18 protein-coding genes are annotated in these 21,791 nt (G+C 71.1%); 8 read left to right on the top strand and 10 right to left on the bottom strand.

Annotation, left to right across the window (positions count from 1 at the left end):
• The first annotated feature begins 144 nt into the window (after positions 1-144).
• Together mmuM and AAW13_RS42700 are read left to right on the top strand one after the other, a co-directional pair.
• Positions 145-1,062, top strand: a complete 918-nt coding sequence (gene mmuM, locus AAW13_RS42695) for a homocysteine S-methyltransferase (RefSeq protein ID WP_046734243.1) — start codon at positions 145-147, stop codon at positions 1,060-1,062.
• Between the two features lie 167 nt (positions 1,063-1,229).
• Positions 1,230-2,288, top strand: a complete 1,059-nt coding sequence (locus AAW13_RS42700) for a LacI family DNA-binding transcriptional regulator (RefSeq protein WP_046734242.1) — start codon at positions 1,230-1,232, stop codon at positions 2,286-2,288.
• On the opposite strand, the gene AAW13_RS42705 is transcribed toward AAW13_RS42700, so the two are convergent.
• The 7 genes from AAW13_RS42705 to AAW13_RS42735 all read right to left on the bottom strand — a co-directional run bounded on the left by AAW13_RS42705 (position 2,262) and on the right by AAW13_RS42735 (position 13,082).
• The gene (locus AAW13_RS42705) at positions 2,262-3,818 is read right to left on the bottom strand and encodes a carboxylesterase/lipase family protein (RefSeq protein ID WP_046734241.1); all 1,557 of its coding nucleotides are present in this window, start codon (positions 3,816-3,818) and stop codon (positions 2,262-2,264) included. The two genes, AAW13_RS42700 and AAW13_RS42705, sit on opposite strands and share 27 nt — an antisense overlap.
• A gap of 108 nt (positions 3,819-3,926) precedes the next feature.
• Positions 3,927-5,165 (bottom strand): alginate lyase family protein, encoded by a 1,239-nt coding sequence (locus AAW13_RS42710; RefSeq protein WP_046734240.1) that lies wholly within the window; start codon positions 5,163-5,165, stop codon positions 3,927-3,929.
• A 29-nt stretch (positions 5,166-5,194) separates the two neighbouring features.
• On the bottom strand, positions 5,195-8,317 hold the full coding sequence (locus AAW13_RS42715) for an alginate lyase family protein (RefSeq protein WP_046734239.1): 3,123 nt from the start codon (positions 8,315-8,317) through the stop codon (positions 5,195-5,197).
• Positions 8,314-9,840, bottom strand: coding sequence for a glycosyl hydrolase family 28 protein (locus AAW13_RS42720; protein ID WP_046734238.1), 1,527 nt, complete (start codon positions 9,838-9,840; stop codon positions 8,314-8,316). Before AAW13_RS42720 ends, AAW13_RS42715 begins: the two co-directional genes overlap by 4 nt.
• Before the next feature lie 37 nt (positions 9,841-9,877).
• Positions 9,878-10,741, bottom strand: a complete 864-nt coding sequence (locus AAW13_RS42725; RefSeq protein ID WP_046734237.1) for a carbohydrate ABC transporter permease — start codon at positions 10,739-10,741, stop codon at positions 9,878-9,880.
• Positions 10,738-11,736 carry a carbohydrate ABC transporter permease gene (locus tag AAW13_RS42730; RefSeq protein ID WP_046734236.1) on the bottom strand — a complete coding sequence of 333 codons (999 nt, stop codon included), beginning with the start codon at positions 11,734-11,736 and terminating at the stop codon, positions 10,738-10,740. The genes AAW13_RS42725 and AAW13_RS42730 overlap by 4 nt, the downstream gene beginning before the upstream one ends.
• Positions 11,733-13,082 carry an ABC transporter substrate-binding protein gene (locus AAW13_RS42735; protein ID WP_046734235.1) on the bottom strand — a complete coding sequence of 450 codons (1,350 nt, stop codon included), beginning with the start codon at positions 13,080-13,082 and terminating at the stop codon, positions 11,733-11,735. Before AAW13_RS42735 ends, AAW13_RS42730 begins: the two co-directional genes overlap by 4 nt.
• 331 nt (positions 13,083-13,413) lie before the next feature.
• Between AAW13_RS42735 and AAW13_RS42740 the strand changes: the two genes are divergently transcribed.
• The 6 genes from AAW13_RS42740 to AAW13_RS42765 all read left to right on the top strand — a co-directional run bounded on the left by AAW13_RS42740 (position 13,414) and on the right by AAW13_RS42765 (position 19,667).
• Positions 13,414-14,742, top strand: coding sequence for an ABC transporter substrate-binding protein (locus AAW13_RS42740; protein ID WP_046734234.1), 1,329 nt, complete (start codon positions 13,414-13,416; stop codon positions 14,740-14,742).
• Positions 14,743-14,749: 7 nt separating this feature from the next.
• A complete protein-coding gene (locus tag AAW13_RS42745; RefSeq protein ID WP_046734233.1) occupies positions 14,750-15,634 on the top strand; it encodes a carbohydrate ABC transporter permease in 885 nt (294 codons plus the stop codon).
• Complete coding sequence (locus AAW13_RS42750) at positions 15,634-16,539, top strand: carbohydrate ABC transporter permease (protein ID WP_046734232.1); 906 nt, start codon at positions 15,634-15,636, stop codon at positions 16,537-16,539. The genes AAW13_RS42745 and AAW13_RS42750 overlap by 1 nt, the downstream gene beginning before the upstream one ends.
• Complete coding sequence (locus AAW13_RS42755) at positions 16,536-18,167, top strand: glycoside hydrolase family 43 protein (protein ID WP_071659869.1); 1,632 nt, start codon at positions 16,536-16,538, stop codon at positions 18,165-18,167. Before AAW13_RS42750 ends, AAW13_RS42755 begins: the two co-directional genes overlap by 4 nt.
• 201 nt (positions 18,168-18,368) lie before the next feature.
• Complete coding sequence (locus tag AAW13_RS42760; protein WP_046731070.1) at positions 18,369-19,433, top strand: LacI family DNA-binding transcriptional regulator; 1,065 nt, start codon at positions 18,369-18,371, stop codon at positions 19,431-19,433.
• 30 nt (positions 19,434-19,463) lie between these two features.
• Positions 19,464-19,667: a hypothetical protein gene (locus AAW13_RS42765; protein WP_046731069.1), complete on the top strand. Its 204-nt coding sequence runs from the start codon at positions 19,464-19,466 to the stop codon at positions 19,665-19,667.
• Between the two features lie 160 nt (positions 19,668-19,827).
• Here the strand turns inward: AAW13_RS42765 and AAW13_RS42770 are convergent, their stop codons facing one another.
• The 3 genes from AAW13_RS42770 to AAW13_RS42780 form a co-directional block, all read right to left on the bottom strand.
• Positions 19,828-20,082 (bottom strand): hypothetical protein, encoded by a 255-nt coding sequence (locus tag AAW13_RS42770; RefSeq protein ID WP_206306383.1) that lies wholly within the window; start codon positions 20,080-20,082, stop codon positions 19,828-19,830.
• On the bottom strand, positions 20,079-20,951 hold the full coding sequence (locus tag AAW13_RS42775) for an isocitrate lyase/PEP mutase family protein (RefSeq protein WP_046731068.1): 873 nt from the start codon (positions 20,949-20,951) through the stop codon (positions 20,079-20,081). The genes AAW13_RS42770 and AAW13_RS42775 overlap by 4 nt, the downstream gene beginning before the upstream one ends.
• Before the next feature lie 226 nt (positions 20,952-21,177).
• Positions 21,178-21,720: a hypothetical protein gene (locus AAW13_RS42780; RefSeq protein ID WP_046731067.1), complete on the bottom strand. Its 543-nt coding sequence runs from the start codon at positions 21,718-21,720 to the stop codon at positions 21,178-21,180.
• Between the last annotated feature and the right edge of the window lie 71 nt (positions 21,721-21,791).

The following is a 21,791-nucleotide window of genomic DNA, read 5'->3' on the forward strand; positions in this document are numbered from 1 at the left end:
GTCGGGCGATCGGGGGGTGAAAAGTCGGGTGATCGGGGGGGTGGGGAGTCGGGTGATCGTACAACCGGTGTCCACATGATGGGCCATCTGTTCACGGAGTGGACGCAAGGGGTTCTCCGGTGCCGGGTCGACTAGCGTCGGGGCATGACCAGCGACACCTCCCCCAGCCTCGCCGACGCCCTCGCCGCCGGAACGGTCGTGCTCGACGGCGGTATGTCCAACCAGTTGGCGTCCGCCGGACACGACCTCGGCGACGGGCTCTGGTCGGCGCGGCTGCTGGCCGACCGGCCGGACGCGGTCGGTGACGCGCACCTCGCGTACTTCAGGGCGGACGCCGATGTCGCGATCACCGCGAGCTACCAGGCCACCTTCGAGGGCTTCGCCGAGCGCGGCATCGGCCACGAGGAGGCCGCCCGGCTGCTCGCGCTCAGCGTGGAGCTGGGGCGGGACGCGGTGCGCCGGGCGCGGGCGGAGGGCGTCGTACGGCCGTTGTGGGTGGCCGCGTCGGTCGGGCCGTACGGGGCGATGCTCGCGGACGGCTCCGAGTACCGGGGGCGGTACGGGCTGAGCGTCGACGAGCTGGAGGCGTTCCACCGGCCGCGGCTCGAGGTGCTGGCCGCGGCGGAGCCGGACGTGTTCGCGCTGGAGACGGTGCCGGACGCCGACGAGGCGGCGGCGCTGTTGCGGGCGGTGCGCGGGCTGGGGGTGCCGGCCTGGCTGTCGTACAGCGTGGCGGGCGGGCGGACCCGGGCGGGCCAGCCGCTGGAGGAGGCGTTCGCCCTGGCCGCCGACGTGGACGAGGTGATCGCCGTGGGCGTGAACTGCTGTGCGCCCGAGGATGTCGACCGGGCGGTGGAGGTGGCGGCGCGGGTGACGGGCAAGCCGGTCGTCGTCTATCCCAACAGCGGAGAGGTGTGGGACGCGCGGGCGCGGGCGTGGACCGGGCGGTCGTTGTTCGACACCGAGCAGGTGGCGGGCTGGCGGGATGCCGGGGCCCGGTTGATCGGCGGGTGCTGCCGGGTGGGGCCGGAGGCGATCGCCGGGATCGCGCGGGTGGTGTGAGGGTGCGCCGGTTCCGCCGTGAGTGGTGTGGGCGGTGCGCGACTGCGGGGCGGTGAGGGCTGGTCGCGCAGTTCCTCCCCCAGCCTTCGGCCGAGGGTACCCCCAGCGCCCTTTCGAAGCGCTAAGGTCCCGTCGGGAACCGGTTGGCGTTCTCAGAGGGTGGGGACGTGACCAGAAAAAGCGAAGCGGCGGGGCGCAGCACCATTCGTGATGTGGCCGCTCGTGCCGGGGTGTCCGCCTCCACCGTGTCCCGGGTGCTCGCCGGTGACTATCCCGTCAGTGCCGCCGCCCGCGGCCGGGTGCTGCGGGCCGTCCGCGAGCTGGACTACGTCGCCGACGCCCGGGCCAAGGCCGTCGCCGGGGTGGGCACGCCCACCCTCGCCTTCGTGCTGGAGGACATCACCGGGCCGTCGTTCGCGCACATGGCGCACGGGGTGGAGCGGGAGGCGGCGCGGCTCGGGCATCTGTCGCTGGTGTGCAGCACCGACGGCGACGTCCGGCGTGAGCTGGAGTTCATCGAGATGATGCGCGCCCAGCGGGCCGCCGCCGTGATCCTGGTGGGTGGGGCCGCGGACACCCCCGAGTACCGGGAGCGGACCGGCCGGATCGCCGACTCGCTGGCCTCGGCCGGGTCCCGGCTGGTGCTGTGCGGACGGCCGCCGCTGGGGCCCGGCGCGCCGGTCACGGTCATCGAGTACGACAACGAGGGCGGCGCCTACGCCCTGGTCGCCCATGTGCTCGCGCAGGGCCACCGGCGGGTGCTGTTCCTCGGCGGGAAGCCGGACCACACGACGGCGATGGGCCGGGAGCGCGGTTATCTGGCCGCGCACCGGGCGCGGGGGCTGGAGCCCGACCCGGCGCTGCTGCTGCACGGCGACTTCACCCGGGACTCCGGGCACCGGCTGATCCGGCGGGCCCTCGCCGCGGGGCTGGAGTTCAGCGCGGTGGTCGCCGCCACCGACATGGTGGCGGCGGGGGCCCTGACCGCCCTGCACGAGGCGGGGCTCGGCGTGCCCGGGGACGTGTCGCTCGCCGGGTACGACGACATTCCGTTCGCCCGCGATCTGCACCCCGCCCTGACCACCGTGCACGTGCCCTACGAGGAGCTGGGGCGGCTCGCGGTGCGCACCGCGCTGGGGCACGGCGAGGAGTCGGCCGCCGAGCACCTGCTGCTCGGCACGCATGTCGTCGTACGGGACTCAGTGGCGGCGCACGGCGGCCATTGAGCGCCGCAGCCGCCGTACCGCCAGGGTCAGTTCGGCCGTCCTCTCGGCGCGTGGTGCGGGGCCGGCTGTCCACAGGGCGAACTCCTCGTCCCGGGGGCCGGACTCCGTGCGGGGCGCGCCGTCCCCGAGGACGCGCACCGGGTGGGTGTTGTCCCAGGGCTGCCAGCCGGGATCGCCGGTGGTGACGAAGCGGACCCACGCGCCGTGCATCGTGTCGGCCAGCGGCTGCGGGGCGCCGTCGCCGGCCAGCAGCGCCGAATCCGGCAGCGTACCGGTGTCGAAGACGAAACCCAGCTCGAGGCCGTGGCAGGCGCCGAGACCGGGCCGGTTGGACGGCCAGGCGAACTCGTACAGGTACGACGAGCCGGGGCGGGCCTCGGCCAGCCGGTGCAGCGGGCGGCGCAGCAGGTGGTCTGTGACCATCTGGCCGACGATCTCGGCGGGACCGGCGTCGGGGTGCAGGAACCGGTAACCGCGCGGCACCTCGTGGCCGGCGTGGCAGCGGGCCATGGCGCCGGCGAAGGCGACCGGTCCGAGCCGGTCGACGTGGTCGACCAGGCCGCCGGGCACCAGCCAGAGCCGGTACTCGTCGCGGGTCCAGCCCATCAGGAGGTCGACACCCCTGGCGGCCTCGCCGTCGAGGAGGGCCCGCAGCGGGTCGCGCGGGACGAGGTCGCCGTCGACGACGATGCCGAAGGCGGGGCCGCCGAGAACGGGGCTGCTCAGCCGGCCCACCTCCGCCTGGGTGCGCAGGAGCAGTTCGCGGTCGATCCCGGCGAAGGCCTCGGCGGTGGCGGGGACCTTGAGGCGGCCGGCCATCCGGCGGACCATGCGCCGGACCTTGTCGCGTTCGGCGGCCTCGGGCGGGCCGCTTTGCAGGACGGCCCGTCGGATCAGCCCCTGGGTCTGCGGTGCGGCGAGCAGGGCGCCGGTGCTGATGGCGCCGGCCGACTGGCCGCACAGGGTGATGCGGTCCGGGTCGCCGCCGAAGCCCGCGACGTTCGCGTGGACCCAGCGCAGGGCGGTGAGCTGGTCGTGCAGGCCGGGGTTGGGAGGGGCGTCCGGGAACAGGCCGTAGCCCTCCACGCCCAGCCGGTAGTTCACGGAGACGAGGACGACACCGTCCCGGGCGAACGCGTGCCCGTCGTACACCGGAACGGCGGAGGATCCCCTGGTCAGGGCGCCGCCGTGCAGCCAGACCAGTACCGGGAGCCGGGCACCCGGGCCCGGTTCCGGGGTCCATACGTTCAGGTTGAGGCAGTCGTCGCCGGGGACGGCCGGGTCGGACAGGTACTGCGCGAACGCCTCCGAGTACGGCGGTTTGGGCGCCGTCGGCCCGAAGGCGCCCGCGTCCCGGACGCCGTCCCAGGGTTCGGGCGGCCCGGGTGGCCGGAACCGGTGGGCCGCGAAGGGCGGGGCTGCGTACGGAATGCCGCGGAACACCGCGATCCCCCGCTCCCACCTGCCCCGCACGGCCCCGTACGGGGTGTCGGCCACCGGGTCTCTCCGGTCCGTCCCGTCTGCCGTCATCCGCCCACCAGCTCCTCCCGCCGCGTGCGCCACTACGCCGGTACGACAAGAGCACCACATCCGCTCCCGGTATTCCGGCACACACGGCGTTCGGACGCGCGCTCGGGGCTACTTGGCGTACATCAGGGTGCCGAAGCCGAGCTGGTCGTAGCCACCGCTGTCGGACCCGTAGTCACCTCCTCCGCCCTCGGGGGCGACCAGGTCGTAGTACATGGCCGAGATGTACTTGTCGTCGAGGTTGATACGCCGGTTGTAGTGGAAGTGGAGCATGGCCCACACCGGGCGGAGCTGGCCGCGGGAGGAGTCGGAGATCACCGTCTGGGAGGACTGGGCGCAGCTCTGCCCGGTGCCCCAGGTGTAGGTGGTGAACGGCACGTCCTGGCCGAGGTTGTACTTGGCGACGTACTGGGCGGCCTTCATGAAGCGCCGGCTGTCGTACGAGTACAGGTCGTCACCCTGGTTCCAGGCCATCTCGCAGATCGCGCCCATCTGGCCCATGCCCATGACGGTGTGGCCCTGGTCGCGGCCGGACTCCTGCCACTGGCCCAGCGCGTAGCCGTCGGAGTCGGTGTACAGGTAGGGCACGGCATGCGCGAGGGAGCCGTTGCCGGCGCCCGACTTGAAGTAGGTGACGGCCTGGTCGTACTTGGCCTTGTCCTCGTCGAGGATGCCGATGGCCAGGACCGAGGCCATGTTGCACAGATCCCAGTTGGCCCAGTAGTTGGTGATGCAGGCGTCGTTGTGGTTGGTCAGGAAGCTGTTGTTGAGCGGGTAGAAGACGTTCGCCAGCATGGACCGGGCGGCGGCGAGGTCGAAGCCGCTGTAGTCGCGCATCAGCTCGCACGCGTTGGCGAACTGCCAGCCGTAGAGCCCGGCGGCGAGGAACCGGTCGGCGTTCCCGGTGACCGTGGTCAGCGTCCTCGACCAGGCGTTGAGGATGTCGGCGGCGCACACCGCGTTCGCCTCGGTGCCGGCGATCTTCCAGCGCAGGGCGTTCTGGTAGGCGGCGGCGATGTCGTTGTACAGCAGGCTGTAGTTCTGCCCGTCGCCGCCACGGATGACCGTGGCCGTCGCCCGGTTGGTCCAGGTCGACTGGGAGTGGGAGTTGGCGGTCAGCCTGTTCCAGCCGGACAGCCAGGGGTCGGTGCCGGCGGCGACCCGCACCTTGGCACGGTTGATGTCACCGGCGTTGTGCAGCATGCCGGGGTGGGTGAAGGTGGCCGGTGCCGCGTCGGCCACCGTGGGGGCGGCGGCCGAGGCGGCGACGGCGAGCGCGGCGGCGGACTTCAGGACACCGCGGCGGCTCGGTCCGCTGGTGCCTGACTGGGGTGGTACGCGGCGGCTCATCGCGTGTTTTCTCCTTCGGTGGGGGGAGTTCAGGTGAGTCGGACGCTCACCTCTTCGAACTGCGCGGTACCGAGAGCCAGGGGCGTGCGGGAGCACACCACCAGGCCCACGTGGTAGGGGGCGTCGCCGAAGGTGGGGATCGCGCCCGAGGCGAGCGCGGTCCAGGTGACGCCGTCGTCGGTGGAGACGGCCGCGGCGAAGGCGGTCCCGGTGCGCCTCAGCCGCAGCAGCAGGGGCAGTCGGACGGTCGCGGCGCCGGTGAAGGCGGAGGCGCCGGCGACCGTGGGGCGGAGCATGAGCTGGGCGGTGCCGCCCGCGGTCACGACGGCCCCGGCCGCCTGGTCGAACGGCGACAGCGACTTGGCCATCAGCAGTCCGATCCGGTCGGCGGTGGCCCCGGAGCGGGACACCAGCCGGGCGGTGACCTCGCAGTCGCCGGTGATCTCCTGTCGTACGAACTGGCCGGTCATCCCTTGCGAGTTGACGTTGAGGTCCACCCCGGCGCCGCGCACCGTGAAGGTGCCGTCGGCGTGGGTCGCGTCGCCCGGGGTGAGGACGGCGACCACCCCGAGGGTGCCGTAGGCGCTCCGGTCCAGGACGAGGTCGCCGAGGTCACCGTTGGTCCAGGGCGCGGGCAGGGCCGACGGAGGGACCTCCGTGGGTTCGGTGGGCGTCGCGGTGACGGCGGGTGCCACCGCGGTCACCGGTGCCGAACGCGGGCCCTGTCCCGCGCAGTTGGTCTTGGCGACGGCGTAGCGGTACGTCGTCCCGGACGTACCGCTCGCGTCCGTGTACCGCACCCGGGTGCCGAAGCCGACCGCGCCCACGTCCCGGGCGAGGGTCCGGTACGGCCCGTGGGCACCGGGTGCGCGCAGGACGGTGTAGCGGGCCGACGGGTCAGGGTCGGTCCAGGTCAGCCGGGTCCCGGCCGGGCCGGCGGCGGCGGCGAGCAGGTCGGTGGCGGTGCGGGCGGGGCGGGGCACGCGCCACCCGGTGCCGCCGCCCCCGGACACCACGCTGACGTTGTCGAAGGCGCCGGTGCCGGTCTCGGCGTACTCCTCCTCGACGCCCAGGCAGGAGGTGAGGACGAGCCCGGCGTACGCGGTGCGCGGCAGTGCGCACACGGTGGACCCGACCTCGGTCCATCGCACCCCGTCCGCCGAGATCGCCCCGGTGCAGCGGTCCCCCTCCCGGGTCACCCGCACCCAGTACGGGGCCCGGAGCCGGTAGCCGTCCCCGGCCCCCTCCACGTACGGGGCCGCGAGCGGGGTCGCCGAATCGGGCAGCGCGCCCAGGTCGGAGATCGGGAAGCCGGCCCCGGTGGTGATCGTCTGCTGCTGGCTGGGCGGCACCGGCGTGCTCCCGGTCGCCGAGATCCCGGCACCGGCCGCCGGCCGTACGCTCCACACCCCGCTCCAGGTGTGCAGCGGCAGCCCCTGGATCAGCATCGAGGCATGGGCGCCCATCGGGTCGAGCGAACCCCGGAGCGTGACGCCGATCTTCGCGTACTGCGAGCTGAGCGGCCAGACGACCCGGGCGGTGACACTGCCGTCGCCGTGCAGCGGCAGGTGCGTCAGGCGGTAGGTGTCCGCGGTGCCGCTCGCCTCCAGCACGAACCGCTCGCCGTCGAAACGCGCGGATCCCGGGATGCGTACGGCGCCGAGGTCCTGGGTCCGCCAGGCACCGGGGAGCCCCGCGGTCGCCGACGCGACGGCCGACGTCCCGCTCCTTCCCAGCGAGTTGGCGGCGCGGATCGCGTAGTGGTAGGTCCGCCCCGGCCGTGCGCGGCCGTCCGTGTACGACGGCGATCCGGTCTCGGCCAGCACCTCGTAGGGCCCGTCGGGGTGCTCGGCGCGCCGCACCTCGTAACGGGTGGCGCCGGCCGACGGCAGCCAGGACACCGTGACGGCCCGCTCGTCGCCGTCGGCCGTGACGCCCGCCGGTGGTGTCGGGACGCTCGGGTCGGGGGCCGTGGCGCCGGCATAGGCGAAGGTGCCCCAGCTGGGCAGGTCGTCGTTGCTGCCCTCGATCACGCGGGTGCCGCCGGTGCCCCGGAAGACGGCCGCCGTGGTCCAGGGGGTGGCGAGGCCGCGCACCCCCGCGTAGTGGGCCTGGTACATCTCGTAGATCGGGGGCAGGGTGGAGCGGGAGATCGCCGACACCGTCTTCTTGATGTACTTGCCGGTGCGGTCGAGGTCGGGTGTGAAGGGGACGTCCTGGCCGAGGTTGTAGCGGGCGGCGTACTCGGCGTTGGCGAGGATGCGGTTGCCGTCGTAGGCCCAGAGGTCCACGCCCTGGTTCCAGGCGACCTGGGCCGCGTCGCCCATGAGGCCGACGGCGAGTTGTTCGTGGCCCTGGTCGCGGCCGGACTCCTGGCCCTGGCCCGCGTCGGTGACGACCCGGTGGCGGACACTGCCGTTGCCGGCGCCCGCGGCGGCGAACCGCAGGGCGTCCTCGAAGAGGGCGCGTTCCTCGCAGAACACACCGATGGCCAGGATGGTCTGAAGGGCCGTCAGGTCCCAGTTGCCGTTGGCGTAGAGCATGTAGCCGGAGACGGCCGGATACCAGACGTCGAGGAAGGACGCCTCGCAGCGGGCGACACCGGCGTCGCTCCAGCCGTCGTAGCCGGTGTGCCGCAGGAGTTCGGCGGCGTTGGCGAACTTGAAGCCCTGTAGGCCCGCGCCGAGCGGGCCGTCGGCGCCGGTGACGACGGTGAGCGAGGCCGACCAGGCGTCGAGGATGTCGCGGGCCTTGTCCGCGTGCGCGCGGTCACCGGTGACGGCCCACAGGAGGGCGTTCTGGTAGGCGGCGGCCGAGTCGGCGACGGCCTGGTTCTGGAAGTTGGCTGGTCCGCGGCCCCAGGAGGTGATCTGGCCGCTGTTCTGGACGGTGTACGACGCCTGGGACCGAGTGTGGGCGGCCAGGGCGAGGTAGCCGTCGTACACGGGGGACCGCCTGCCCTCGACCGCGGACCGCATCCGGGCCAGGTCGTCGGCGGTGTGCAGGATCCCCGGGTGGGCGAAGGCGAAGGGCGGGTCGTCGTCGCCGTCCGCCGCCCGGGCCGCCGCGGGCACGAACAGGGTGTTCGCGCCGGCGGCGAGCAGCAGGGCGCCGGAGGACCTCAGCAGGCCGCGGCGGCTGAGCGGGCTCACTGGGCGGCCGCCTCCGCCTCGGCGGTCGTGATGAACCTCAGGTTCGTCACGTGCTCGTTGTAGAACCACTGGATCTCGTCGGTGGTGTAGTACCAGCTCGGCTTCTTCATCGAGTCGGCGACGACGACCCCGTTGATCACCAGGTTCTCGAAGGTGACGTTGTCGATGCCGTGCTCGGCGTCGTAGCCGAGGAAGAGCGACGGGTTGGCGCGGGTGCCGGTGTAGGTGAGGTTCTTGACGTACACGTCCTGGATGCCCCGGCCGACCGAGGTGTTGTACTTCGGGTTGTACATGACCTTCATGTAGATGACCTGGCCCCAGCGGAAGTCCTCGATCCGTACGTCCTCGATGCGGACGTTCCTGATGAGGTTGGAGTCGCCGGGGTTGAGGGCGATGCACCCCTGGTAGTTCATCTGGGGTTCGCGGTGGTCGAGGACGTCGATGTTCCTGATGACCAGGTTCTCGATGACCTCGGGCGCGTCGGTGTTGCCGTGGGTGCCGATGTTGACCGGGTGGGCGACGTCGGCCCACAGGGAGCAGTTCTGCACGGTGATGTTCCGGGTGTCGCCGTAGTAGTCCCAGCGGTGGGCGTAGATGGCGACGCAGTCGTCGGAGTTGCGCAGGAAGCAGCCGTCGAGGACGACGTCGCTGGAGGAGAAGATGTCGATGCCGTCGCCGTTGCCCCGCGAGCTGAAGCCGCGGACCTTCTTCATGCGGACGTTCCGGGCCTCGCCGAGGGTGGTGATGTAGCCGCCCGGGTTCATGATGATGACGTCCTCGACCCGGATGTCGCTGCTGCCCTCGCAGAGCACGCCCCCGCCCGGGCCGGCCCAGATCATGCCGTGCCCCCGGAGGGCGGCCTTCTCCACGTCCTTGAAGTACACGGTCGCCTTGAGGACGGCACCGCCGGCGAGGTAGACGGTCTTGCCGCTGGGGACGGTGAGCGTGCCGCCGGGGACGGTCGCCACACCGGGGCCGAAGTAGATGACGTCGGGGTCGTCGGCGGCGGGCGGACGGTGGTCGACGTGGTTGGTGACGACGTGCAGGCAGTCGAAGATCTCGTCGTTGACCTGGACGACCAGGTCCTTCGGCTCGTCGAGGGTGAACCGCAGGGTGTCGCCGAGGAGTTCGGGCTTGATGCCGTACGAGTCCGGTCTCACCCGGGCCTTGGTGGTGCCGCCCTTGAGGTAGGTCACCTCGATCTCCACGGAGCACTGGAAGTCGAAGTACACCAGGGAGGAGCTGTAGACCTTGCCCGAGCCGGTGGCGGGGTTGATCTCCTCGAACTGCGGCCGGTAGACGTCCAGGGTCTGCCAGTCGCCGTCGGGGGCGGTGCGCACCCGCACCTGGAAGCTGGTGTTGGTCGGTACGGCGGACGGGCGGGGGTAGGTGACCAGCTTGGCGGCGGGGCCGCGGTCCTCCGCGTGCGCGGCGGTCGCGGTCAGCCCGCCGGACAGGCCGGCGGCGAGCGCGGTGGCCCCGGCGGTCCGCAGTGCGGTACGGCGGGAGAAGGGCGCGTTCATCTCATACTCCTAGCGGTGAACAGGTCTGCGGACGGCGCTACTTGAGACCGGACGTCGACATGCCGGCGACGAAGCCGCGCTGGGCGACGAGGAAGACCAGCAGGATGGGGACGACGTACATGACGGAGGCGGCGGCCTGGAGGTTGGCGACCGGGGTGCCGGCCGAGTTGACGTATCTGGTCATCACGGCGACCGCGAGGGTGGACCGGTCGGTGGACAGCAGGAGCTGGGGCGCGATGTAGTCGCCCCAGGTCCAGGTGAAGGCGATGACGAAGCTCGCGGAGAGCACCGGCCAGGACTGCGGCAGGAAGATCCGCCAGAACATCCCGGCGTATCCGCAGCCGTCGACGATGGCCGCCTCCTCCAGCTCGCGGGGCAGCCCTGCGAAGAACTGCCTGAAGAGGAAGACCAGGTAGGGGGCGGAGGCGAGGCCCCACAGCACCCAGGGCCAGTAGGTGTCGACCATGCCCAGCTTGGCGAAGATCAGGTAGGTCGGCAGCAGGGTGATCATCTGGGGCAGCATCATCGAGCCGACGAGGACGCCGAACAGGGTCTTCTTGCCGGGCGCGGTCAGCCGGGCGAAGCCGAAGCCGACCCAAGCCGAGCTGAGGGTGACGAGCGTGGCGTAGATCATGGCGATGATCAGGGAGTTGCGGGCGTAGCCGAGGAAGTCGACGAGCCGGTAGGCGTCGGCGAAGTTGTGCCACTCGACATGGGCGGGCAGCCAGTGGACCGGGGCGGCGGCGAGTTCGCCCTGGTCCTTCAGGCCGGTGAGGACCAGCCAGCCGAACGGCCCGAGGAACAGACCGGTGATGACCACGAGGGCCGTGTAGAGGACGAGGCGGTCGGCGCGTACCCGCACCCGCCCCTGGGAGGTGGGTTCGAGGCCGGTGGTGGTCACGGGTTCGCCTCCGGGTCGACGTTGTAGAACACCACGCCGGAGGTGAACCTGAAGATGAGTCCGGTCGCGACGAGGATCAGGACGAAGAGCACCCACAGCAGCGCGGAGGCGTATCCGTAGCGGCCGAGCGCGAAGTACTCCGAGAACACGTGGATCATGTAGGTGTAGTCGGACTGCGGGATCGTGGTGAGGCCACTGGTGCCGGGGACCGGGGCCAGCAGCATCGGCATGATGGTCTGCACCGAGGCGATCACCCCGGTCACGGTCTGGAAGAGCAGTACCGGCGAGAGCAGCGGCACGGTGATGCCGCGGAAGGTCCGCCAGGCGCTCGCCCCGTCGAGGCGTGCGGCCTCGTGGAGTTCGCGGGGTACGTCCTGGAGCCCCGCCAGCGAGATGATCATGACGTTGCCGGCGGCCCAGAGCACCGTCATGACGAGGACGTAGCGGGCGTAGGGGTCGGCCAGCCAGCCGATCGCGTCGAAGCCGAAGGACGTCCAGACTCCGTTCACCGCCCCGGAGTTCTGGTCGAACAGGTTCTTGAAGGCGATGCCCGCGCCCACCGGCGGTACCACGGCGGGGAGGTAGAGCAGGGTGCGGAACAGGCCGCGTCCCCTGATCGGCCGGTTGACCAGCACGGCGAGCGCCAGTCCGGCGATGATCGACAGCGGTACGGACACCACCGCGAACAGGCCCGCGCGACCGAGGGCCTTCCAGGTCTGCGGGTCCCCGGCCAGCTCCCGGTAGTTGCCGAGGCCGACAAGGTGCCAGTGCGGGGAGATGCCGTCGTACGTGGTGAAGCTCAGCCACAGTGCGAACGCCATGGGCGCGATGGTCAGCAGCGTGAACCCGATGATCCACGGCGAGGTGAACAGGTAGAACGCGCGGTGCCTGCGCGCGGCCATCGTGGTGCGGGGGCGCTCGGCCGACCGGGTCCGGCCGCCGTCCGCGGCCGGACCCGGCGGGTCCGCCACGGAGGAGAGCTGATGTGTCGTCATCCGACCTGTTCCTTTCCGCGCTTCAGCTGTTTGTTGATGGCGGAGTTCAGCTGTCCGGCGAGAGTGCCGACGGACATCGCGCCGTGCATGGCGGGCGTGGCGACCTGGTTGAAGAGGGATTCGAAGGCGTCCACCGAGATGTAGGGGCTGACGGCGATCACCGAGAAGTGCCTGAGCTCGTTCTCCTGGGCCTTCAAGGTGCGTCTCTGGTACTCCTCCTTGGCCGGCATCAGCGGCCGCAGCGACTTCAGGGAGGGGATGCCCCAGCCGCTGGTGGCGCGCGCCCTGGCCGGTGCCTCCCCGAAGAACCACTCGAAGACCCGCCAGGCGGCGTCCTTGTGGTGCGCCTTGCGCGGCATCCACAGCCCGGTACCGCCCTGGCAGGCACTGACGCGCGGGCCGCCCGCGAAGACCGGGGCGGGGGCGAGCCGGGACACCTGGGCCAGCTTCGCGTCGGTGCCGATCAGGCCGCCCATCCAGTAGCCGTTGTTCGACATGGCCATGCGTCCGGCCTGGTAGGTCGGGCCGTCCCAGCCGTTGGGGTCGGGCAGGACGGGGCTGGGCCCGACCTCGGCCTTGCAGTAGTCGAGGTACCAGGCCAGGGCTCTGCGGGCCTCGGGCGTGGTGAAGTCGACCTGGGTGAAGTCGTCACTGAACAGGCTGCCGCCGGCGGAGGCGGTCATGGTCGCCATGAGGGTGAGCTTGACGAGGCCGTTGTAACTGCCGCCGAAGACGGTCGTCTGCCCCCTGGACCGCTGGGCGAGCCGGCGGGCGTTGTCCAGCCACTCGTCGAAGGTGACCGGTTCGGTCTCGGACGGGTAGCCGACGCCCTTCTTGTCGAAGGCCGCGGTGTCGAACCAGAACATGGAGTCCTGGGAGAAGTCCTTCGCCATGCCGTAGCGGGGCCCCTTTCCCTGGGACCTGCCGTCGTAGCGCCACAGGTCGTTGACGGGGTCGAGGTCGTCGAGCCGCAGGACGCTGCTCCCGGCGAAGTAGGTGTCCAGTTCCTGCATCACGTCCCGGGCCGCGAAGTACGCCGCGTCCACGGCGCCGACACCGCGTACCAGGTCCGGCGGGTCGCCGCTGGTGAGCATCGCGATCAGCTTGGTGATGTCGTAGTCGACCTGCTTGATCGTGATGCCGGTTTCCTTCTTGGCCTGCGCGACCAGGTCGGGCGTGAGGTCGCCCGCCTTGACCATCATGGTCACGGTCTCGCCCGAGCCGCCGACCCCGGTGGACACCTGGAGCGCGCAGCCGCCGAGCGACGCCGTGCCGGCCGCCGCACCGGCCGCCGACAGGGCAAGGAACCGGCGCCGGCTCACCGGGGCACGGGCGTGCGTCTGCATGGACTTCCCACTCTCTTCACGGAGGTGACAGGGCGTCGGCTCGTTTGGCAACCGGTTGCTATAGGCGGTGAGGGGAGCTTCAACCCGTAAGCAGGCACCGTCAAGAGGGATGACGAACTTTCGAAAACCGTTCGGCGGCAACCGGTTGCTCTTGCGTACCGGTTGCTGCTCACGGGCCGTTCGACCGACCGCACGTCGAAAGATTCCGACTCATACCCCTTGCTGGGAGCGGCCGAGCCGTCCTACTGTCCCGTGGAAACCGGTTTCTAAGGCCTTGCCGAGCCGCCGCCCTCCTCCCCGAGAGCGCCAACCTCCGAAGGAACACGGTCAGATGAACTCCACCAGGTTGGTCCGCGTCGCGATCGCGGGCCTCGCGTTGTCAGGTCTGCTCACCGCCTGTGGCGGGTCGGGCTCCGGGTCCGACGGCTCCGGCGCTGCCTCCGGTCCGGTCACCCTGCCCTTCTGGGGCTGGGCCAACGGCCAGGAAGCCGTGGTGAAGGCGTTCAACGCCGCCCACAAGGACGTCCAGCTGAAGTACACGAAGGTCACCGACCAGCTGACCATGCAGAAACAGCTCACCAACGCGGTGAAGGCGGGCAACGCGCCCTGCCTCGTGCAGAACACCGCCGAGTACGTGACGAGCTGGGTCGCCCAGGGCGCCCTCGCCGACATCACGAAGTACGTCGGCGCCGACAAGGACACGTTCAACCCGGGTTCCTGGTCGGCCGCGCAGGTGCAGGGCAAGCTCTACGGCGTCCCCACCAGCTCCTCGCCGAACTTCACCATCTACCGCACCGACCTCTTCCAGAAGTACGGCCTCCAGGCGCCGGCCACCTGGGACGACTTCATCGCGGCCGGCAAGGTGCTGAAGAAGCACGGCGTCAAGATCACCAACTACGCGGGCGAGGACCCCAGCACCCTCGAAGTCCTCGCCATGCAGGCGGGCGCCCACTGGTACGCGATCGACGGCGACTCCTGGAAGGTGGACTTCCAGGACGCGGGCACCCTCAAGGCCGCCCAGGTCATCCAGCAGATCATCGACAACGACCTCGACTCGAAGCTGTCGTTCGCCGACTACGCGGCCGTCCAGCGCAACTACGACGACGGCGGCACCGCGACCCGGCAGATCTCGACCTGGCAGATGGCCGGCATGGTGCAGAACTTCACCAAGTCCTTCGGCAAGTGGGCCCTCGCCCCCTGGCCCACCTTCACCGGCGAGGCCGCGAAGACCCCGGCCGGCACCAACCTCACCGGCGGCGTCACCCTCGTCACCAAACAGTGCGCGCACCAACAGCAGGCCGCACAGGCCGCGTTGTGGATGTCCACGAACCCCGGCGCGGTGAAGACCATGGCGAGCCCGACCACCGGCAACGGCGTGATGCCCGCGCTGGCCGACAGCAGCGCCTACGCCGACGAGGCGATCTCCCAGAAGCTGCTCGGCTCGAACTACGCCCCGGCGAAGAAGGTCGTCACCGACAGCCTGAGCACGGTCACCACCGACTGGACCTTCGGCCCCGACTGGACCGCCATGTTCACCGAGTTGCAGAGCGGCTGGGCGAAGGTGGTCAGCAAGCAGCAGAAGGTCACCGACCTCCTCGCCCACATGCAGCGGTGGACGGTCGCCGACCTGAAGTCCCGCGGCATCAGCGTCAAGGGCTGAGGCACGGATGGTCCGCTCCCAGCGTTGGAAGGGCGCCGCCTTCACGGTGCCCTTCCAGCTCGGTTTCGTCTTCCTCTACCTGATACCGATCGGCTACGCCGTCTACGAGTCCCTGTACCGCTCGCAGTCCTCGGGGCTGGGCCTGGGCGGCACCACGGACGAGTTCTCGGGGCTCGCCAACTACCGTCAGGGCCTCGCCGACTCGGCGTTCCTCGGCTCGGTGTTCCGCGTACTGCTGTTCGCCTGCGTCCAGATCCCCGTGATGCTCCTGGTCAGCCTGCTCCTGGCGCTCTTCCTCGACACGCTGGCGTCCCGGGCGGCCGGCCGTTTCCGGGTGCTGCTGCTGGTGCCCTACATGATCCCGGGCGTGGTCGCGGCGATCGTCTGGATCAACCTCTACAGCCCGGACGTCGGCCCGCTCACCCCCCTGGGCAAGGTGTTCGGCCTGACCTGGAACTTCTTCGCGCCGTCGATGGTGTGGCCGGCCATCGGCAACCTGCTCACCTGGCACGGCATCGGCTACAACATGGTGATCATCTACTCGGCGCTCCAGGGCGTCCCGCGCGAGCTCTTCGAGGCGGCCCGGCTGGACGGGGCGTCCGAGCGCCGCATCGCCCTGAGCATCAAGGTCCCGTACGTCCGGGGCGCGCTGGTCCTCACCGGCATGCTGTCGATCATCCAGATGCTCCAGCTCTTCAACGAGCCCGCCCTGTTCCGCAACGTCACGCCCCAGACGGTGAGCGACGACTTCACCCCGATCATGGTGATCTACAACCAGGCGTTCAACGCGGGCAACTACCACTACGCGGCGGCCCTTTCGGTGCTCCTCGCACTGATCCTCGGTGTCGCCTCCTTCCTCTTCTACCGGCTCACCTCGAAGGAGGCCGACTGATGGCACTCATCGAGGAACGGACCAGGACCGGTCCCGTGCGACGCATCGGCAAGCCCGATCCGGCGGCCCGTTCCCGGGGCGGTCAGCGCTTCCTCCTCGTCGGTCTGGTCCTCGCCGCCGCCTACAGCCTCTTCCCGGTCTGGTGGCTGCTGGTGGCCGCGACGAAGGACCGTACCGCCCTCTACCAGAGCAACGGCCTCTGGTTCTCGGGCTGGCACCTCTGGAGCAACCTGCACCAGGTGTTCACCTACGAGAACGGCATCTTCCTGCGCTGGACGGCCAACTCCTTCCTCTACGCGGGAGTCGGCTCGCTCGGCGGCACGCTCGTCGCCCTCGCCACCGGCTACGGCCTGGCCCGCTTCGACTTCCCGGGCCGCGGCCTCGTCTTCGCCTGCGTGGTCGGCTCCTTCCTGGTCCCGATCGCGTTGCTGACCCTGCCGCTGTACCTGCTGTTCTCGAAGATCGGCCTGGTGGACACGCCCTGGGCGATGCTGATCCCCTGCCTGGTCAACCCGTTCAGCGTGTACCTCGCCAAGGTCTACACGGAGGCCACGGTCCCCTACGAACTGCTGGAGGCGGCCCGCATCGACGGGGCCGGCGAACCGCGCATCTTCTTCTCGATCGTCCTGCGCATGATGACGACCGGCGGCGCCACGGTGTTCCTGCTGGCCTTCGTGAACACCTGGAACGCCTTCTTCCTCCCCCTCACCGTGCTGCGCGGCGAGGAGAACTGGACCCTGAACCTGGGCCTGTACAACTGGTCCGGTAAACGCCTGGAATCCGGGGTCGACCTGACCGGTCTGGTCCTCACGGGCGCGCTCCTGTCGATCGTCCCGATGGCGGTCATGATGGTCGCGATGCGCCGCTACTGGCGTACCGGCGTCACCCTGGGGGCGCTCAAGTGACGGTGCTGCACAACCCGGTGATCCGCGGCTTCGCCCCCGACCCCTCGCTGGTCCGCGCCGGTGACTGGTACTACCTGGCGAACAGTTCCTTCGAGTGGTTCCCGACGATCCCGATCCACCGTTCACGCGACCTGGCGCACTGGGAGTACGCCGGTCATGTCGAGGGCGCCGCTCCCGGCGGCACCCTGGCCGGGGTACCCGACTCGGGCGGCATCTGGGCGCCCTCCCTCAGCTGGGACGGCGAACGGTTCTGGGTGGTCTACTCGGTCGTCCGCTCGGTCGGCACGCCGTACTTCGACCAGGACACCTACGTCAGTACGGCGACGGAGGTGACCGGGCGCTGGTCTCCCCCGCGCCGCGTCCCGAGCCACGGCTTCGACCCCGCGCTGTACCACGAGCACGGCCGGCTCTGGCTCCTCAACCTCCAGAACGACCACCGCCCCGGCGGCCGGCGCTTCGCGGGCATCGTCGCCACGGAACTGGACCGCGAGACACTCGCGCCGGCCGGCGCCACCCGGCTCCTGTTGCAGCACGACCGGTTGATCGAGGGCCCGAAGCTGCTGAAGCGCGAGGGCTGGTACGTCCTGGTCCTCGCGGAGGGCGGGACGGGTTTCGAGCACGGGGTGCGGGTGGCCCGGAGCCGGAACCTCACGGGCCCGTACGAACTCGACCGACGTCCGCTGATGACCGCGCGCGACGACCCCGGGTGGCCGCTCCAGAAAGCCGGGCATGCGGAGTTGGCCGAATCGCCCGACGGCGACTGGTACCTGAGTCATCTGACGGCACGCCCGCTACGGACACCGGAGGGCCCGAGGTGCCCCCTCGGCCGCGAGACGGCCATCCAGGCGGTGACGTGGGACGCGCAGGGCTGGCCGAGACTCCGGAACGGGGACACGCGGCCGACCGTACTGATCGAAGTACCCGAGCTGAGGCGCACCCCTGGGGACGCGGGGAACTGCGCGACCAGCCCCCACCGGCCCGCACCCGACAACGCACCCCCCTACTACACCCTCCGCTCCCCCGGGGACCCGGACTGGATGGACGACACCTCCCGCCCCGGCCACCTCCTCCTCCGCGGCCACCACGGCCCCGACTCCCTCTGGTCGCACAACCTGCTCGCGCACCGCGTCACGGAACACCGCACGGAAGCCCGGGTGACCCTCCAGGCGACCCCCACCACCTTCACCCAGTCCGCGGGCCTGCTCCTCTGGTACAACACCTCGGCCTACTACGCCCTGGACCTCACCTGGGCGGAACCGGAGGGTGAGGACCAGCACGGCCAGCAGTGGCAGGGCGCCGGCCGTACCGGCCGCACCGTCCTCGCGCTGACCACCCGTGACGGAGCGGAGACCGCCCGCCCGGCGGTCGTCGAAGTGGCGGCGGGCACCGCCCTCACCCTCGGCGTCACGGTCCGCGCCACGGAGGCCCGCTTCTGGTACGCGGCCGACGGCGCCCGCGTCCCCGTCGGCCCGCCCCTCGACTTCACCCGGCTCTCCGACGACCACGGTCCCCGTCTCCGCTTCACCGGCGCAATGGTGGCAATCCACGCCGTAGACCTCGTGGACGCCTCCTTCACCGCGGACTTCTCGGACTTCCGAGTCACCTGCATATCTGAAATACCCGAATAAGCCGACCCTCTTCTGTTCGAAGTTTCGAAAGTTCCGCCGCGGATGATCTCGTGATTTCCCAGGCCTTCACGTCGTGTTGACGCGCACCTATCGTAGGAAGCGCTTACTGCACGGCTTGCACGCAGACCGCGGAAGCAGCGTTGGTCGCAACTTTCGTTACTTTCGTTGGCCCAACGGCGGGCCGGAGAGGCGGGTTTCCCCATGGTCCGTGCCGGGAGCACGAGCGTGGCGACGGCCGGTCCGACCCTGGCGGTGGTGGCCCGCGAGGCGGGCGTCTCCGTGCCGACCGCGTCGAAGGTGGTCAACGGCCGCGACGACGTGGCCCCCGAGACCCGCCGCCGGGTCACCGAGGCCCTCGAACGGCTCGGCTACGTCCGCCGGCCGCGCTTCGACGCGACGAAGGCCCCCGCCCTGATCGACCTGGTCGTGCACTCGCTGGACAGCTCCTGGTCGGGAGCGGTGCTGCACGGGGTGGAGGAGGCGGCGTACGAGGCGGGTCTGGAGATCGTCGTCTCGGCGGGACTGGCCCGGACGCGGACCGGCCGACCGGAGCGCGACTGGCAGGACAAGCTCACCGCGCGCGGCTCCTCGGGCGTGCTCTTCGACCTGGCCGAGCTGACACAGGCCCAGTACGCGTGGCTGGACCACCACCGCATCCCGTACGTGCTGATCGACCCCGTCCACGAACCGCCGTCCGGTGTGGTGTCCGTCGGGGCGGCGAACTGGCAGGGCGGGGTGACCGCGACCGAGCACCTGATCGCCCTGGGGCACGAGCGGATCGGAGTGATCGCCGGCAGCCGGCGCAGGATGTGCAGCAGCGCCCGGGTGGCCGGTTACCGCTCGGCGCTCGCCGCCGCGGGACTGCGCCACCTCGGCGAGTACGTCCGGCACGCCGGTTTCGACGAGGGCACGGCCCGGCATCGTATGCACGAACTGCTCGACCTGGCGGAGCCGCCGACCGCTGTGTTCGTCTGCTCGGACCGGATGGCGCTCGGCGTGTACTCGGCGCTGGCGGAGCGCGGGCTGCGAGTCCCGGACGACATCAGCGTGGTCGGTTTCGACGATCTGCCCGAAGCGCGCTGGGCCGCTCCGGCGCTGACCACCGTCCGCCAGCCGCTGTCGGAGATGGCGGCGACGGCCTTGCGGCTGCTGGTGCGGGTCATGCACGGGGACCGTCCTGAAGGCACCCGGACGGAGTTGTCGACGCGGCTGGTGGAGCGGGCCAGCACGGCGGCCCCACCGGCCCGTTCGGCCGTACGACGGTGACCGCGTCCGCGTCAAGATCGTTTCCGGGGCATGAAACTCACCCCGCGTACCGCGGCTGCGGGCGCTCTGACCGTGGCCGCTCTGACCATGGCGCTGGGCACCGCCCACGCCACGACCCGGACGGTCGCCCCGGCCCGGCTGCACGCCACCGTGGCCGCCCCGCACGACGAGCACGACCCGAAGGAGGATGTGGAACTGGACGAGAACGGCCGCCCCGACCTCGGCGAGGACTGAGCGCCCCCGACGCGTGCCAGGGCGGCCGGACCGGGTCCGGCCGCCCTGCGGGGTGCGGTGTTCAGTCGTCGCGCGGAGTGCGGAGATCAGTCGTCGCGCGGAATGCGGTGACCAGTCGTCGCGCGGAGTGCGGTGACAGTCGTCGCGCGGCGTGCGGTGTTCAGTCGTCGTGCGAGACGGGCTCACCGAGCAGCGCCTGGATGGCGTCCACGGCGCTGCCGTCGTGGTCGCTGCCTGCCGTGCCCCGGCCGGCCTGGACGTTCGCCGTGCGGTCCACCTCCAGGACGGAGTCCGCGTGCGAGTTGTCGATCACCGTGATCAGGCTGTCGCCCGCGTGCGCCGGGCCCGCGGCTCCGGCCAGCAGGGCGACGGCGACCACCGCGGCCGTCCGCAGCCCCGGCCACGCGGCCGTCACACGCCCACGCCCTGGGGTTCCGGTTCGTCGAGCCGCTCACGGGCGATGTTGCGCTCCAGGAGCGTCGTGGACACCTTGACGCCGACCCCGCCGTCCGCGGCCACCTGGGGGAGCCGGCCGTCGGCCGCCCTGAGGTCCGTGAGCGCCGAGTCCATCGCCTCGTGTGCGGCGAACAGACACGGCGTGGAGTAGATCGCCACGTCGACGCCGAGTTCGTCCAGCTCGGTCAGCGAGAGCCGGGGCGACTTGCCGCCGGCGATCTGGTTGAAGAGCAGCGGTTTGTCGCCGACGACCTTGCGGATGCGGCGGATCCAGTCCTCGCTGCGCACCCCGTCGACGAGGATCACGTCGGCGTCGGTGGCGGCGAGCCGCTCCGCGCGGTGCAGGATGTCGTGCTCGTCGGTGGCGTCCGTGCGGGCCACGACGACCAGGTCCTGACGGGTCTCCAGGACCCGCTCCAGCTTCTCCAGGTACTCCTCCAGCGGCAGCACCTGCTTGCCGTCGGCGTGCCCGCAGCGGCGGGGCCGCTTCTGGTCCTCCAGGATCACCCCGGAGGCGCCGATCCGCTCCAGGCCCTCCACGACGTGGCAGGCGACCTCGGGGTCGACGTAGCCGTCGTCGATGTCGACGAGCAGGTGGTGGTGCGGGAACGCGCCTCGCAGCCGCTGGACGAAGGCCACCATGTCGGGCCAGGCGATGAATCCGATGTCCGGCAGGCCGTAGTACGAGGCGGCGAAGCCGAAGCCGGAGACGAACATCCCGTCGTAGTGCTTGGCGGCGATCGACGCCGAGTACATGTCGTACACGCCGATCAGCGGGGTGGTCCCCGGCCCGGCGATCTGTTCGCGCAGCTTCTTCCCGTAAGTCAAGGTCCGGCTCCTCCTGTGGGTGGGTGGCGCGGCGGCTCGGACGGCCGCCGCGTCTCAACGCCCTTTGCCAAGACGAGAGCATCTCTAGATACGCACGTGACCATCTCCGTGCGCGAGCTTTACTCACCCCAATGGCGGATCCGGTTCACCGGAGAAACGTCACTGGCGGGCCGTGCGGCCCAGCGGCACCCCCGTTCGGGTGGGCCGGACCGGCCGCCTCCGCGGCTCAGAGACCCGGCGTCGGCACACTGTTGTCCGGGGCGCCGTCCCCGTTGGCCGGCAGGTCGCCGCGCTGCACCGGGACGCCGTCGGTGAAGGCCGGGTCGGGGGTCGGCAGCAGGGCGTCGAGCTCGCCCGCGGAGGGCCGGTGGACCGCGTGCAGAGCCTTGTCCAGGGCGGCCGCGGGGACCCGTCCCTCGCCCTCCAGCCACACCACGCAGTCCTTCCTCACCACCTCGTGGCGGTGGTGCCCGGCACGCTCCGGCCGGTCGGTGTAGAGGTGGATGACGGCGCCGGAGCTGTCGACGTAGGCGGCGGAGAAGCCGTCGTCGCCCTGCACGCCGACGGACTGCTGGGCGAGCGTGAACCCGGGCGCGCCGGTGACGTAGATCAGCTCGGGGGCCATGCCCAGCGCCCTGGCCCTGGCGGTCAGTTCGGACGGATCGGCGGGCGGTCCGGAGGCGCCGGAGCCGGCCTTCTCGGAGCCGCAGCCGGCGAGCAGGGCGACGGCGAGCAGCAGGGGCGGCAGAGCGCGCACGGCACGGATCATGCGCCCATCGTGCCGCACAGGCGTTCCACAGACACGGGGTTTTCGGCCCGCCCGTCCGCCCCTCCGCCCGT

This window comes from Streptomyces humi, from assembly GCF_001005085.2.
GTDB lineage: Bacteria > Actinomycetota > Actinomycetes > Streptomycetales > Streptomycetaceae > Streptomyces > Streptomyces humi.